Source organism: Sorangium sp. So ce296, from assembly GCF_051529605.1.
GTDB lineage: Bacteria > Myxococcota_A > Polyangia > Polyangiales > Polyangiaceae > Sorangium > Sorangium cellulosum_D.
In genome coordinates, this window is record NZ_CP150325.1 from 4,025,324 (window position 1) to 4,039,397 (window position 14,074).

At 72.4% G+C, this 14,074-nt stretch carries 10 protein-coding genes and 1 other RNA gene; 9 read left to right on the top strand and 2 right to left on the bottom strand.

Translation table 11 applies throughout. The annotated features are described in order from the left end of the window. Positions 1–21: 21 nt before the first annotated feature. Entirely contained in the window at positions 22–1,749 is a 1,728-nt protein-coding gene (locus tag WME98_RS15090; protein WP_437333923.1) for an acyl-CoA dehydrogenase family protein, read from the top strand. A 318-nt stretch (positions 1,750–2,067) separates the two neighbouring features. Continuing rightward, on the top strand, positions 2,068–3,291 hold the full coding sequence (locus WME98_RS15095) for a serine/threonine-protein kinase (protein WP_437951919.1): 1,224 nt from the start codon (positions 2,068–2,070) through the stop codon (positions 3,289–3,291). 55 nt (positions 3,292–3,346) lie between these two features. On the opposite strand, the gene WME98_RS15100 is transcribed toward WME98_RS15095, so the two are convergent. Both WME98_RS15100 and WME98_RS15105 read right to left on the bottom strand, forming a co-directional pair. Then, the gene (locus WME98_RS15100; RefSeq protein WP_437333925.1) at positions 3,347–3,976 is read right to left on the bottom strand and encodes a hypothetical protein; all 630 of its coding nucleotides are present in this window, start codon (positions 3,974–3,976) and stop codon (positions 3,347–3,349) included. 190 nt (positions 3,977–4,166) lie between these two features. Further along, positions 4,167–5,267, bottom strand: a complete 1,101-nt coding sequence (locus WME98_RS15105) for a DUF362 domain-containing protein (protein WP_437951920.1) — start codon at positions 5,265–5,267, stop codon at positions 4,167–4,169. A 387-nt stretch (positions 5,268–5,654) separates the two neighbouring features. Here WME98_RS15105 and WME98_RS15110 point away from each other — a divergent pair, with 387 nt between their 5' ends. From WME98_RS15110 to WME98_RS15140, 7 genes are all read left to right on the top strand, one after another. Next, a complete protein-coding gene (locus WME98_RS15110; protein ID WP_437951921.1) occupies positions 5,655–6,356 on the top strand; it encodes a ComEA family DNA-binding protein in 702 nt (233 codons plus the stop codon). Positions 6,357–6,519: 163 nt separating this feature from the next. Next, entirely contained in the window at positions 6,520–8,007 is a 1,488-nt protein-coding gene (locus WME98_RS15115; protein WP_437951922.1) for a UDP-N-acetylmuramate--L-alanine ligase, read from the top strand. Beyond that, a complete protein-coding gene (locus WME98_RS15120) occupies positions 8,004–8,861 on the top strand; it encodes an inositol monophosphatase family protein (protein WP_437951923.1) in 858 nt (285 codons plus the stop codon). Before WME98_RS15115 ends, WME98_RS15120 begins: the two co-directional genes overlap by 4 nt. Positions 8,862–9,109: 248 nt before the next feature. Beyond that, positions 9,110–9,302, top strand: a non-coding RNA gene (gene ssrS, locus WME98_RS15125) — 6S RNA. Between the two features lie 440 nt (positions 9,303–9,742). Beyond that, positions 9,743–10,585, top strand: a complete 843-nt coding sequence (locus tag WME98_RS15130) for a hypothetical protein (protein WP_437951924.1) — start codon at positions 9,743–9,745, stop codon at positions 10,583–10,585. Between the two features lie 3 nt (positions 10,586–10,588). Further along, a complete protein-coding gene (locus WME98_RS15135; protein WP_437951925.1) occupies positions 10,589–12,352 on the top strand; it encodes an MXAN_5187 family protein in 1,764 nt (587 codons plus the stop codon). Between the two features lie 34 nt (positions 12,353–12,386). Continuing rightward, positions 12,387–13,949, top strand: a complete 1,563-nt coding sequence (locus tag WME98_RS15140) for an OmpP1/FadL family transporter (protein ID WP_437951926.1) — start codon at positions 12,387–12,389, stop codon at positions 13,947–13,949. Positions 13,950–14,074 lie beyond the last annotated feature (125 nt).

Below are 14,074 nucleotides of genomic sequence, written 5' to 3' on the forward strand. Positions count from 1 at the left end.
GCCCCTGGAAAGGACGGTCCGATGCCCCCGACGATCGAGCAGAGCTTCATGAAGGCCCTCTTCCACGGCATCATCGCCGAGGACATCATCTTCCCGTACCCCGAGATGCCCGCCGAGGACCGGGAGACGACGTCGATGATCCTCGACAGCGTGCGGAGGTTCTTCGGGTCGAGCGTCGACAGCGCGAAGATCGATCGAGAGCACGCGATCGATCCCGGCCTCCTGGCCGAGATGAAGAAGCTCGGGCTGATGGGCCTGCAGATCCCGGCCGACCACGGCGGCGTCAACCTGAGCAACATGGCGTACACGCGCGTCATGCAGGAGGTCGGCGGGCTCGACGCGTCCATCGCCGTCACGCTCGGCGCGCACCAGTCGATCGGCTTCAAGGCGATCCAGCTCTTCGGGACGGAGGAGCAGAAGCAGCGCTACCTCCCGAAGCTCGCGACCGGCGAGTGGATAGCCGCCTTCGCGCTGACGGAGCCGGGCGCCGGCTCGGACGCGGCGGCGATCCGGACGCGCGCCGAGGTGTCGGCCGACGGCTCGTACTACACGCTGAACGGGTCGAAGATCTGGATCACGAACGGCGGCTTCGCCGACGTCTTCACGGTGTTCGCCCGGACCTCCGCCCTCGAGGAGGGGAAGAAGCCGAAGCTCACGGCCTTCATCGTCGAGCGGGGCATGGGCGTGAAGAACGGGCCGAACGAGCACAAGCTCGGGATCCGGGGCTCGTCGACGACGGAGCTCTTCTTCGACGACGTGAAGGTGCCGAGCGAGAACGTGCTCGGCGAGGTCGGCAAGGGCTTCAAGGTGGCCGTCGAGGTGCTCAACAACGGGCGGCTCGGGCTCTCGGCGGGGTGCGTGGGCGCCTGCAACACGCTGATCCGCCTGGCGCTCGACCGCGTCCAGGAGCGGCGCGCGTTCGGCCGGAGCATCGGCGATTTCGGGCTCATCAAGGACAAGATCGCGACGATGCTGGCGCACACGTACGCGCTCGAGTCCATCACCTACCTGACGGCGAGCCTCGTCGACGCCAAGGTCCCGGACTTCTCGATCGAGAGCGCGATCTGCAAGGTCATGGGGAGCGAGACCCTGTGGTTCGTGGTCAACGAGACGCTCCAGATCGCGGCCGGCATCGGCTACATGCAGGACTACCCCTACGAGCGGCACCTGCGCGACGCGCGGATCAACATGATCTTCGAGGGGACGAACGAGATCCTGCGCTGTTTCATGGCGCTCTCCGGGATGAGCGGCCCGGGCAAGGCGCTCGCGGACGTGGCGAAGGCGATGCGAGAGCCCATCAAGGGCTTCGGGCTGCTCAGCGACTTCGCGATCCGCAAGGCGAAGTCGGTGCTCGGGCGCGAGCGGATGTCGAAGGCGCACCCGCTGCTCAGCCGGGAGGCGGTCATCTTCGAGGACTACACGGCAGAGCTCGCCACGCACAGCGAGGACATGCTCCGGAAGCACGGGCGCGAGATCGCCGAGATGCAGTATGCGCAGCGCCGGATCGCGGAGATGGCCATCGACCTCTACTGTATGGCCGCGTGCATCTCACGCACGACCCGGGCCATCGAGCGGCGCGGCGAGGAAGGCGCGCGTCGTGAGATCGATCTCACAACCGTGTTCGTCGGCATGGCGCAGAAGCGGCTCAGGGAGCATGTTTCGGACTTCCAGAAGAACGACGACGAGCTGCGCAAGGCGATCGCGGTGCGAGCCTATGCGGATCGCGCCTACCCGTTCGATATTCTCTGATCGCATCCCGGCGCACCTCGGCTGACATCGAGTACCATGGAGTCACCTCCAGGGAGATGAGCGCCCCACATCTCCTGCGCCCACGCGGATCAGGCGTGTCGCGCGCTGCGCCTCGATGACCCGATGACCTGATGACCCGATGACCGCCCGAGCGCGCCGAGCGAGTCAGAATGACACGCTCCATTTCCGGAAGTTTTCACCGCACGGCGTGGACGGATTGCGATACAATCAACGGGAGTAGTACTGGCGTAGACCCTTCGACAGGAATCGGGTGATCACTTGTCCCAGGCTAGGGCATTGGGTAGCAGGTGCGGAGCCATGAAGGAGACTGCTGAAGGTCGGGCCGTCATGGAGAAGTACCGCCTCGAGCGCCGGCTCGGGGGCGGGGGCATGGGGGACCTGTGGCTGGGCTTCGACATCAAGCTCCGGCGCCGGGTGGTCATCAAGTTCATCCGGAGCTTCGCGGCCACCGAGCCCGAGCTGATCGCCCGCTTCGAGCGCGAGGCGCGCGCCTCCGCGCGCGTCCGGAGCCCCTACGTCATCGAGACTTACGATTACGGCGTCGATCGCGGCTGCGCGTTCATCGTCATGGAGTACCTTGAGGGTGAGGACTTGAACCGCCGCCTCGAACGGGATCAGAAGCTCCCGCTCGCGCAGGCGACGGTCCTGTTCACGCAGCTCGGCAAGGCCCTCGACGCGATCCACGCCGCGGGGGTGATCCACCGGGATCTGAAGCCGGGGAACATCTTCATCACGAGCTCGGGCGGCGATGAGCTCATCAAGGTGCTCGACTTCGGCGTCGCGAAGTCGTCTTGCTCGCGCGACCGGATCACCAAGACGGGCATGGTCCTCGGGACCCCTCGGTACATGAGCCCCGAGCAGACCATGGCGCCCAGGCAGGTCGATTACCGGAGCGATCTCTGGTCCATGGCGGTGATCCTCTACCGCGCGATCACCGGCCAGTGCCCTTTCGCCGGCGCCAACATCAACGAGCTCGTCCGGCACATCTGCCAGACCTCGTTCCCCAAGGCGTCCGAGCTCGCGCCGGAGCTCCCGACCGGGGTCGACGCGTTCTTCTCCCGGGCCTTCGCGTTCGAACCCGACGCGCGGTTCCAGTCGGGCAGGGAGATGATGGAAGCGTTCTCCGCGCTCTTCCCCGCGCACGCGCAGGCCTCCCGGGAGCCGCTGCCCGCGAGCTCGTCGCCGTACGAGCGGAGCGCCATCGTGAAGCGAGGCGCGCTGGGCGGGCCCGCGGCCCCGCCGCGCTACGCCATGGATCAGACGACCATGGCCGCCATGCTGGCGACCCCGGCGAACGATCTCGGCGGCGCGCCGACGACGGGCGACGCCGGAGGCCCCGCCTCGGACGACCGGCAGAGCGAGGTCGTGCTGGACAGCCGTGTCCTGCCGCCGCTTCGGCTCCCCTGGCTGGTCGCGATCGCGCTGCTCCTCGCGGCCGCTTCCGTCGTGTGCCACAGCATGGCCCAGGGCGCGCCGTGGTCGACGGAGCCCGCGGAGAGCCCGACGTCGATGGACCCGTGAACGGGCGCGGCGCCGCGCGCAGACCGGCGGCCGCGCAGCAGCCCGCCGGCAGGGCCTACCGCGCTTCGGTCTTCGGCGCGTCGGAGAGGCCGGAGATCCACCGGAGCTTCGGGGCGCCCTCGTCGATCCAGCGATCGCGCACCCGCCGCGCGAGCTCGGGGTGCTCGGTCGCCTTCACGGCCAGCACGGACACGAGGCACGTCCCCGGCCACGACTCGTAGGCGGCGACGGCTCCGGCGTAGTCGTCGCTGGCGAACACCGACGCGATGCTGCCGTCGAGGACCTTGAACACGAGCGGCCGCACCTCGCCGTCGATCTCCTGCGTCGTCCGGATGATCTGCGCCTCCCCGAGCCGCACGCCGTAGCCGTCGGCGAGCGGCGCGTGCTTCGCCCAGAACTCGTCGAGGCAGCTGTCGGGGTCGCTCGGCCCCGAGGTGCTCGTGTAGAGGACCGACAGCGCGGCGTAGTGCTCGTCGCCGTACCGGAACGTCGCGCGCGTCGGGTGGCTCCAGATCCGCACGCGGCGCCAGCTCTTCCCGTCGACCAGCGGCACGTCGAGCGTGTTGAAGCGGTCTCGCCGGCTCCCCCACGGCTCGGCCAGCAGCCGCTCGAGCGCGGCCCGCTCGGGGTCGGCGGCGTCGCCGCCCGGGTTCTCGCGGGTGACCGACGCCGGCGTCGGGGGCAACCCGGGCGGCCTCGACGGGGGGGTGCTGCTGCAGGCGGCGGCCGCGAGGGACGCGAGGAGAGCGGCCGCCGACGCGGCCCTCCGACCGGTGGAAGAGCGCGCAGTCGGCCTGGAGCAGGGCATGGGCAACACGAGCCTCGGCAAGCGGTTCTCAGCGACGGCAGCCCCGCGAGCGAATCCCGCGGCGCCGCTACAATCGGACCTCGCGCATCGAAATTTTATTCTTGTCGAAGATGCCCAGCCCGAGCTCGCCCGCGATGCGGATGTACGAGGGCTCGCGGCTCGCCTCCTTGAGCGTGGGCAGCCCGTTCTCCTTGCGCCATCCCTCGACAACGCCCCAGCCGATCACATCCATGGCGACCGGATCGGTCGTGGCGTACACCGACTCGTGCAGGACGCGCCGCTTCGGGTTCTTGTCGAGCGGCCCCTGATCGTAGATGAGCTTGAAGCCGTCCGTGATGTGCAGCCGGACGCGGCTCTTCACCACGTCCTGAGCGTAGAGCTCGGCGATCTGCGGGCTCGCGGTGTGCTCGTGGAAGGAGTGCGGGTTGATCGTCGCGCCGTGGGTGATGTTCTTGAGACAGCCGGTGTAGCCGCAGATCGAGTGGTCCTTGATCAGCGAGACGTTGATCACCGCGGTCGCCTCGGTGAAGGGGCGGACGAACTTGGTGGGGATGCCGCAGACCGAGATGCTCGGCATCACCGCGTCCTTGTTCTCGTGCACCGCGGCGCGGATCCCGGCCGGGAACTCGGCGGCCGGCTTGGCCGTCCGGTCGGCGCAGCGGGTGCCGGCGAGGAAGGACGGGTACTGCTCGAAGATCATGACGTTCTCCGCGGGGACGCCGGCGGCGATGACCCCGCGCACGATCTCGAGCACGAGCTCCTTGTTGGTGGCCATGGTCGCGCCCTTCTGGCCGGCGATCCCGTTGGCCTTGATCGCCACGCGGTCGTCCTTGTGGACGAACCGGCCGAACGCGGCGCCGAGGTCGCTCTTCCCGGTGAGCTCCGCCATGGCCCGCTCGAGCATCGCCTTCGCCGCGGACGCCTCGGGCCAGAGCCCGTTCGGCTGCATCGAGTTCGACTTCGTGACCTTCACGATCTTCCCTGGAATGGAGAGCGGCGTGAAGCCGGCGGGCGGCCTGGCCGCGAGGCTCGGCGGCGCGTCCGCGAGCGCGGCGTGCGGGCCGAGGAGCACGGCGCCCGCGGTGCCGGCGGCGAGGCCGCCGAGGAAGGCTCGGCGCGAGCGCCCCGCGGGGCCGGGATCAACGAAGCGACGGGGATCGTAGGGCATAAGACCTCGTGGTGAGCGCCTTGCGGCGGGGTGGATGCCGCCGGGTCGCCGGGCGCCCGGAGCGCTGATGGTAGCCGAGCTTCGCGCTCGAGACACGACGCCCGGCCCCGGCCCCGGGCGCGCCGGCCTCCCGGACGGCGGCGCCCGGGCCTCCACCCGCGGGGCGCGGGCTGCCCGGGCGGCCTCCGTGGGGAGCGAGCTCGACCGGCGAGCGCGCCTCCGCCATGGCGGCGCCAGGCCGGCGAGCGCCGGTCGCGCGCCATTCGCCCGGTTTTTTCAGGGGATCCCGCGCCGGCATGCCGCTCGCTTGGCGGCGCCGCCGAGGAGACGAACGCCGCTCGCGTGCGCGGAGGGCGACGTCCTTTGCACGAAAGGAGGCGCAGAGCGATGCAAGCGACATCGAAAGGGACGGGCTCGCCCGGCGGGCGGGCCGATGCAGGACAGGACGCCCATCCAGGGCAGGACGCCCATCCAGGGCAGGACGACGAGGTGCATCGCCCGTGGCGGGAGCGGGCGCTGGCAGCGCTGAGGGACTCGGCCTGGACCGCGCTGGGCGGCAAGGTCGTGGCGTACGTCGCGGGGTTCTTCGCGCTGGCGCTCGTGGGCTCCGGCCACGCGCAGAGCCTGCTCCCGGACCGGAAGGCAGACCCGTCCGCCGGCCTGGCGATGGCCGCCGGCGACCCGGCGCCGCTCGGCGCCGCCGGAGGAAGCCCGCCACCCCAGGCCACGGCCGAGCCTGTCGCCGATGCGGGGGTCGCAGCGGCGACGGCTCCGCCCGGCGATGCGGCGACGGCGCCGCCCGGCGATGCGGCGGCGGCGCCGCCCGGCGATGGCGGGGCGGGCGCCCCGGCGGGAGGCGGCGTGACCGCAGACGGAAAGGTCGTGCTGAACCTCGCGACCGAGGCGGACCTCATGCGCCTTCCGGGCATCGGTCCGGCGAAGGCGGCGGCGATCCTGGCGCTCCGCGCCAAGATCAAGCGCTTCCGGAAGGTCGACGATCTGCTCCGGGTGAAGGGGCTCGGCCGGCGGTCGCTGAAGCGGCTCAGGCCGCTCGTGCTCATCGATCCTCCCTCGATCGATCCTCCCTGAATCGAAGTTCCCATCGCCAGACTGCGCTCGAATGTCTCGTCTCGGGCGCGCCGCGCCTCGGTCGCGTCGTGCAGAGCGGGAGGCGCCATGACCGGTGAGCGCGGCGGGCTCTCGCGCGGGAGGCCCCTTGCCCTCCGAGGGCGCTCGGGCACACTGCGCCGCGATGCACGTCCACTTCGTCGCCGTCGCGGGCACCGGCATGGGTGCGCTGGCGGGGCTCTTCAAGGCCGCGGGACACGAGGTCTCGGGCTCCGACGTCTCCTTTTACCCGCCCATGGGACCGGCCCTCGAGCGGTGGGGCATCCGGCTGATGACCGGGTTCGACCCCGCGCACCTCGATCCGCGGCCGGACCTCGTCGTGATCGGCAACGTCTGCCGCCCGACGAACCCCGAGGCGCGCGCGGCGATCGACGGCGGCATGCGGGTGACCACGATGGCGCACGCGCTCGCGGACCACATGCTCGCCGGCCGCTCCCCGCTCGTCGTCGCCGGTACGCACGGCAAGACGACGACCAGCTCCATGTGCGCGTGGCTCCTCCACGAGGCCGGCAGGGACCCCGGCTTCCTCATCGGCGGGCTCCCGAAGAACTTCGAGGCGAGCTTCCGGCTGCCCCAGAGCGCCGCCGCGGCGAGCGACCGGCGCGGCCTGCCGCTCCTCAACGAGGCAGGCGCCGATCGCCGCCGGACGCCGTTCGTCGTCGAGGGCGACGAGTACGACACCGCCTTCTTCGAGAAGACGCCGAAGTTCTGGCACTACCGGCCCGAGGTCGGCATCGTCACGTCGATCGAGCACGACCACATCGACATCTACCCCGACGCCGCGTCGTACGAGGCGGCGTTCCGCGGGTTCGTCGAGCGGATCCCGGAGACGGGGCTCGTCGTGGCGGCCGCGCACGATCCGCGGGTCGTCGAGGTGGTGTCGCGGTCGGCGCGCGCCGAGGTCGCGTGGTTCGCGCTCGAGGGCGACGACACGCACGGAAAGCCGCCGCACTGGCTCGCCGCGCCCGCAGAGGCCGGCGCCGACGGCCAGTCGTTCGATCTGTACGCCGGCGGCGTGATGGCGGGGCGCTTCGCCCTGAAGATGCCGGGGCACCACAACGTGCGCAACGCCGTCGCGGCGATCGCGGCCGCGGCGCAGGGCTTCGGCGTGCCGCTCTCGACCGTGACCGCGGCGCTCGCCAGCTTCGAGGGCGTGCGGCGCCGGCAGGATCTCCTGTTCGAGGCGCGCGGCGTCCGCGTCTACGACGACTTCGCGCACCACCCGACCGCCGTGGACGAGACGCTGCGCGCGCTCCGGTCCAGGCACCCGAGCGGCGCGCTGTGGGCGGTGTTCGAGCCGCGCAGCGCGACGGCGTGCCGCGCCCTGCACCAGGAGCCCTACGCGCGCGCCTTCGACGCGGCCGACCGCGTGGTGCTCGCGCCGCTCGGGCGGCCGGACATCGCCGCGGCCGAGCGGCTCGATCTCGACCGGCTGGCGCGCGACCTCGCGCAGGCGGGCAAGCGCGCCGAGGCGGCGGCCTCGGTGGACGCGATCGTCGCCGCGATCGCGCGCGACGCGCAGGAGGGCGACACGGTCGCGCTCCTGTCCAACGGGGCGTTCGGCGGCATCTACGACAAGCTCCGCGGCGCGCTGTCGACGAGGTCGCGATGAGCGGGCGCGGATCAGCGGAGCTGCTCGAGCTCTCCGGGATCGCGCTGCGCGTCGCCGAGGAGGCCGCGGCGCTCGTGCAGGCCGGGTTCCGCGCGGGCCCGCGCGGCCTGCGCGTGGAGGAGAAGGGGCCGCACGATCTCGTGACCCAGTTCGACCGGGCGAGCGAGGACCTGCTCGTCGCGCGGCTCGGCGCGCTCACGCCGGGCATCGCCGTGGTCGGCGAGGAGCAGGGCGCCGCGCGCGCCGCGGAGCCGCGCGGCGGCCTCGTCTGGTACGTCGATCCGCTCGACGGCACGACGAACTTCGTCCACGGCCACCCGTTCTGGTGCGTCTCCGTCGGCCTGATGGACGACGACACGCCCGTCGCCGGCGCCGTGGTCGCGCCCATGCTCGGGCTCCGCTGGACGGGCTTCAGGCCGCGCGAGCCAGAGCCGCTCGGCGCCTCGTCGGAGGCGCCGGGGGTCGCCGGCGAGGCGCGCCGCAACGGCGAGCGCTGCGCGGTGAGCGCCACGGCGTCGCTGGCGCACGCGATGGTGGCGACCGGCTTTCCGACGGTGCGCGACCGGGCTCCGGACAACAACTTCGACGCCTTCGTGACCGTCAAGCGCAAAGCGCAGGCCGTGCGGCGCTGCGGCAGCGCGGCGATCGATCTCTGCATGGTCGCCGACGGGACGTACGACGCCTACTGGGAGCGCCGGCTCCATTCCTGGGACGTGGCCGCCGGGAGCGCGATCGTGCGCGGCGCGGGCGGCGTGATCACCGCGCTCGACGGCGGTCCACCGGACTACCACGTCGGAAACATCGTGGCGTCGAACGGCCTGGTCCACGACCCCATCATCGCGCTCTTCACCTAGCCCGGCTCGCCGGCCCGCTCGGTCGCCAGGTCGTTCGACAGCCGGCTCAGGACCATCCGTAGGGCGTCGGGCGCTCGCGCACGAGCGTCGCGGCGTGAGCGCGAGACGTACGCGGCGACGCGACCGACGCGACGACCAACGGCCACAACCGACCAACGGCCGCAACCGACGGAAGCACGCGACGCAAAACGTGAGAACCGTGCGGAGCAGCGGTTGACGGGGCCGCCCACGGAACTATCCTATGGTCGTTCCCTCTGCCGACTTCGTGAGGCGCTGGACGATTGAATCCCGAGTAAGCGAGAACCAGGGAGCCAACAACGATACCGTGGTGAGCTAGGCCCGGAACCATTCACCGGGAAGCCTGAAGCGGTACTTAGGCTCCCACCTAGCAGCTATGCTAGGGGTTCAAGTCCTTCTGCCCACGTCCTCGGCGGTACGGAACATCTCTCCTCTGCGGGCCGTTCATGCGGCCCGCAGTTCTTTTGTGCGCGCGACATCCGCTGTGCCCGCGACAGGTGCCCAGCGGTCGCCGCACCGCGGCGTCGCAGGTGACGCACGCCGCCCGCCCAGGCGCCGTGCGGCGCGCAACGGGGTGCGGGGCCCCCGTGCTGCGCGCCGCGCGCGGCGGCGTCGGTCCCCGCCGGGCGCGCGCGCCGCACAGGACGCGCGTCGGTCCAGGCCGGCGCGCGCCGCGCGGGCCGGCGTCGGTCCAGGCCGGCGCGCAGCGCGGGGCGCGCGTCGGTCCGGGCCAGCGCGCAGGCGGCGCCGGTGTGCGGCGGAGCAGCGCGACGCGGGGCGCGCGGCGCGCGGTGCCATCACGCGGACCGCGGCCCGGCTTTTGTTTCCGTTCTCATCCCCCTTCCGGTAGCTTCGGCCCTGCGATGGACACGAGATCCCCTCGATCTGCAGGAGCGCAGCACGACGAGCGGCGCCCGCTCGCCGGCGCAGCGCGGTTTGGGTCGTCGAGCCACCTCGGGCGCCGCGCCCCCGGCCGCGCGCGCCTCGCACGGCGCCTGGCCCTGACGCTCGCGATCCTCATGGCGCCCGGGGCGGCCCTGGCCGCGGTGACGCTCAAGGGCAGGACCACGGGCATGCCCAAGCTCCTGAACCCGGTCTGGAACGAGGCCAAGGACCCGAAGGCGAACCGGTACACGTTCCGCGAGCCCTCCCCGACCGTCCGCGCCGACGTCCGCGCGCTCGTCGGCTACATGCCGAAGGAGCTGTGCGTCGTCGCGCTCGGCGAGAAGGGCGAGCCGCAAAAGACGCCGCGGACCGTCGTCATCTCGGGCGGCCGCACCTCGCCCGTGACCGTCGTCGTCGCCCCGGGCCAGCAGATCCAGTTCGAGAACCACGATCCGTTCCCGCACAAGATCTACGACGTCGGCAACAAGGCGCTGCCGCCGGTCGAGATCGCCGCCGCAAAGACCCGCGCCTGGACGCCGCCAGGGCCGGGCAAGTACGAGATCCGCGACCAGCTCGCCCCGAGCATCCGGTCGTGGATCGTCGTCGAGCCGAAGGCCGTGGCGAGCGCCTACCCGGATCGTCAGGGGAACTTCGCCCTGGAGGTCGAGGCCGGCACGTACATGCTCCAGGGCTACTTCAACGGCGAGCCGGTCGGAAAGACCGTCGAGGCCGTCGTGAAGGCGGGGCCGGACCAGCAGTTCCTCAAGGAGCCCGTCGTCGTGGGCGAGGCCGGTGGGCCGAGCGCGGAGGCAGGAAAGTAGGCCATGCTGCTGTCGCGCTTCTGGTACGGGGTGCTCGCGCTCGCGCTCGGCGCCGCGATCTTCGTCCTCTTCGTCGCCGCTCAGCTCTACAACCGCTCGAGCCACCGCGCGATGAGCGAGGCGCTCAGCGCCGACTCCAGCGCCGTCGAGTGGTTCCTCAACGACGACGCCCGAAAACGATCGAGCGCGCTCATCCGCGTCGCGCTGAACCCGGCCCTGCGGACGGCGCTCGCCAAGTCGTCGGCCGACCCCAAGCCGGGCGCCGAGCAGCGCGAGAAGGCCCGCACCGCGCTGCGCAGCGCGGTCGCCGAGGTGCCCCCGGAGCTGAAGTTCGACCACGTGTGGGCCGTCGACGCGGCCGGCCGGGTCGTCGCGTCGGTGGACTTCGAGCACCGCGAGGACTGGGAGCTCGGCGGCTACCCGCTCGTCGCCGACGCCCTCCACGGCTGGATCCGCGACGACGCGTGGGTGTGGAAGGGCCGCATCCTCCGCGTCGTCGCGCGCCCCGTCGAGCAGGACGTCAACGGCGAGCCGGTCGGGGCCGTGATCGGCGCCAAGATCATCGACGACACCTTCGCCCGCGCGGTCACGAAGCGCACCGGCGCCGCCGTGGGCTTCTACGCCGAGGGGGCGCGCGTCGCCTCCGGCGCGCCCGAGGGGTTCGACAAGGCGAACCTCGACCAGATCACGCAGGATCTGAAGCTGCTCGACGACAACAAGGACTACATCGAGAAGGGGCGCTCCGAGGTGCGCGTCATCGGCCAGCACCTCGGCGTCGTCTACGCGCGGCTGCCCGGCGAGGCGTGGGAGCTGGGCGCCGGCTACGCGGTCGGCCGCCTCGCGGCGTCGGTCGACTCGCCGCTCAACTTCCTCGACAAGGCGAACAACGACGACAAGAGCCAGGTGCCCACGCTGCTGCTCCTGGCCGGCACCCTCGTCCTGGCCGCGATCGGGCTGGCCTTCTCGTTCCTGGAGCACACGCGGCCGCTCCACGTCTTCCGCAACGAGGCGGCGCGCTTCGCGAAGGGCGAGGTCGACGTGCTGGCGCCGAGCCGGTTCCGCGGCGCGTACCGGAAGATCGCGGCCGACATCAACGACGGCGTCGAGAAGGTGGCCGCGAAGGGCGGCGCGCCCAGGAAGGCCGCCGACCTCGAGCAGGTGCTCGGCCCGATCCCGGCGCAGCCGGCGATGAGCGCGTTCTCGGTGCCGCTCGGCCCCGGCGAGCCGCGCCCCGATTCGCGCCCGTCGTACCCGAAGCCGATGGTGAGCCCGCGCGGCCCGACGCGGCGGCCCGGCTCGCACCCGCTCAGCAACCCCCCGCCCGCCCGCGACTCCGAGGAGCCGGTCGAGGCGGTCGAGGAGATCTCGGACGCGAACATCGCGCTCTCCCCGCGCGGCCCGACGGGCGCCCCCGGGCTCCCGCCGCCGCGGCGCCCGCCGCCGCCGCCGCCGCCCAAGGCGCCGGGCGCGCCCGCCCCGGCGCCCCCCGTCGCCGAGGCGACGAGCGCCCCGGAGGCCCCGGCCGCGCGGCAGGACGGCGCGGGGGACCCGGACGAGCTCGCCGAGTGGAACGCCGTCTACGAGGAGTTCCTGTCGGTCAAGCAGCAGTGCGGGGAGCCCACGAACGCCCTCACCTTCGAGAAGTTCAAGGGGACGCTGCAGCGCAACAAGGACGCGCTCGTGGCGCGCCACAACTGCTCGCGGGTGCGCTTCACGGTCTACGTGAAGGACGGCAAGGCGGCGCTCAAGGCGTCGCCGGTGAAGTGACCCGCCGGGGATCGCCCGCGCGGAGACGGAGACCATGAGACGAGGAGCTGCCGGCGCCGCGGGCGCCGCGTTCGCTGCGATGGTGGCCGCCGGCGCGGCGCGCGCGTCGTCGGGGCTCGACTCGCCTGACATCGGGGTGCTCCAGCTCGGCCGCGGCGGGGCGTGGGTCGCGCGGGCCGACGATCCGCTCGCGGCCTACTTCAACCCGGCGGGGCTCGCCGCGCAGCGGAGCAGCGTGCACGGCGGCGTCCACTTCATCCACCAGGCGCAGTGCTTCACGCGCCTCGGCCCCGACGGGCGCCCCGTCCCGCCGAGCACGACGACGGCGATCCCGGCGCCCGGCAGCGAGGGGGGCCCGGACCCGGAGGTGTGCGCCGAGGGCGGCCTGTTCCCGAACCCCCAGCTCGCCGCGACCTTCCGCGTGAGCGACGCGCTCGCCGTCGGCGTCGCGGCGCTCGGCCCGCACGGCGTCGGCGCGCGGTCCTGGCCCGAGTCGCTCCCGTACACGCACCCGAGCTTCGGCGAGATGACGCAGCCGTCGCCCCAGCGGTACCTGCTCGTGTCGCTCGACGCCCTGATGCTGATGCCGACGCTCTCGGTCGGCTTCACGCCGACGGAGGGGGTCTCGATCGGCGCCGGCTTCATCTGGGGCGCGGCGGTCATCGATTTCGTCAACTTCGCCGAGGCGACCTCGGCCGCGGGCGGCGACGACTTCAACGCGCACGGCGATCTGCGCACGCGCGCGGAGGCGGAGGATCTCTTCGTCCCGGGCTTCGTCCTCGGCGCGCGCTGGGCGGCGACGGCGCACCTCGATCTGGGCGCGTGGTTCAAGTGGCAGGACGCGGTGCGCGCGAAGACCGACCTGACCGTCGAGTCGCGCTACTGGACGCCGGCGGGGGTGAAGAACGAGGACCCGTGCAGGGGCGAGGCGCCCGGGTGCAACGTCACCGAGGCGCGGGGCGCGGGCGAGCTCAAGATGCCGATCCCGATGGAGGCGAAGCTCGGCCTCCGGTACCACCGGCCGCGCGCCTTCGCCCTGCGGCCCGCGCAGCCCACCGCCGCCGCGCCGCGCACCCGCGACCCGATGATCGACGATCTCTTCGACGTGGAGCTCGACTTCACCTGGGCCAACAACAGCGCGGTCGACGCGATCGAGGTGCGGTTTCGCGAGGGCATCCCGGTGCGCGGCACGGTCGTGGGCACGGTGCCGCCCAACGCCGACGTCCCGCACCGCTGGCGCGACGTCTTGGGAGTCCGGCTCGGCGGCGATTTCGTCGTGCTCCAAAATCTCCTCGCGCTGAGGGCCGGCGGCTTCTTCGAGCAGAAGGGGCAGGACGACGCCGATCTGAACCTCGATTTCCACCTCGGCTATCGGGTCGGCGTCGGGGCCGGCGTGACCGCGCGCATCGGCCCGGTCGACGTTTCGGCGGCGTTTCAGCACACGTCCTTCGGCCCGCTGGACAACGGCGGGAGGGGGCGCATCAAGGCCGTCTCCGGCGCCGTGCCGAGCGGCTACCGCAGCATCCAGAGCGTGAACGGCGGCCGCTTCGAGAGCAGCCTGGACGAGTTCGGTCTGAGCGGAACGATGCGCTTCTGAGCGGGCGGCCGATCGCGCGTGGAAGCGGCGGGGGGCGCGGCGCAATGCGGCGCGGCCGCAGCCCAATGCGGCGCGACGGGGGCGCGGAGCCGCGCCGGGCGGTCGACGCGGAAGGCGGTCGCGCC

Bases quoted from the DNA above. Each gene is read 5' to 3' on its own strand.
- WME98_RS15115 (WP_437951922.1), top strand. From the start codon at position 6,520: ATGCACGTCCACTTCGTCGCCGTCGCGGGCACCGGCATGGGTGCGCTG.
- WME98_RS15135 (WP_437951925.1), top strand. From the start codon at position 10,589: ATGCTGCTGTCGCGCTTCTGGTACGGGGTGCTCGCGCTCGCGCTCGGC.
- WME98_RS15140 (WP_437951926.1), top strand. From the start codon at position 12,387: ATGAGACGAGGAGCTGCCGGCGCCGCGGGCGCCGCGTTCGCTGCGATG.
- WME98_RS15090 (WP_437333923.1), top strand. From the start codon at position 22: ATGCCCCCGACGATCGAGCAGAGCTTCATGAAGGCCCTCTTCCACGGC.
- WME98_RS15095 (WP_437951919.1), top strand. From the start codon at position 2,068: ATGAAGGAGACTGCTGAAGGTCGGGCCGTCATGGAGAAGTACCGCCTC.
- WME98_RS15120 (WP_437951923.1), top strand. From the start codon at position 8,004: ATGAGCGGGCGCGGATCAGCGGAGCTGCTCGAGCTCTCCGGGATCGCG.
- WME98_RS15105 (WP_437951920.1), bottom strand. From the start codon at position 5,267: ATGCCCTACGATCCCCGTCGCTTCGTTGATCCCGGCCCCGCGGGGCGC.
- WME98_RS15110 (WP_437951921.1), top strand. From the start codon at position 5,655: ATGCAAGCGACATCGAAAGGGACGGGCTCGCCCGGCGGGCGGGCCGAT.
- WME98_RS15130 (WP_437951924.1), top strand. From the start codon at position 9,743: ATGGACACGAGATCCCCTCGATCTGCAGGAGCGCAGCACGACGAGCGG.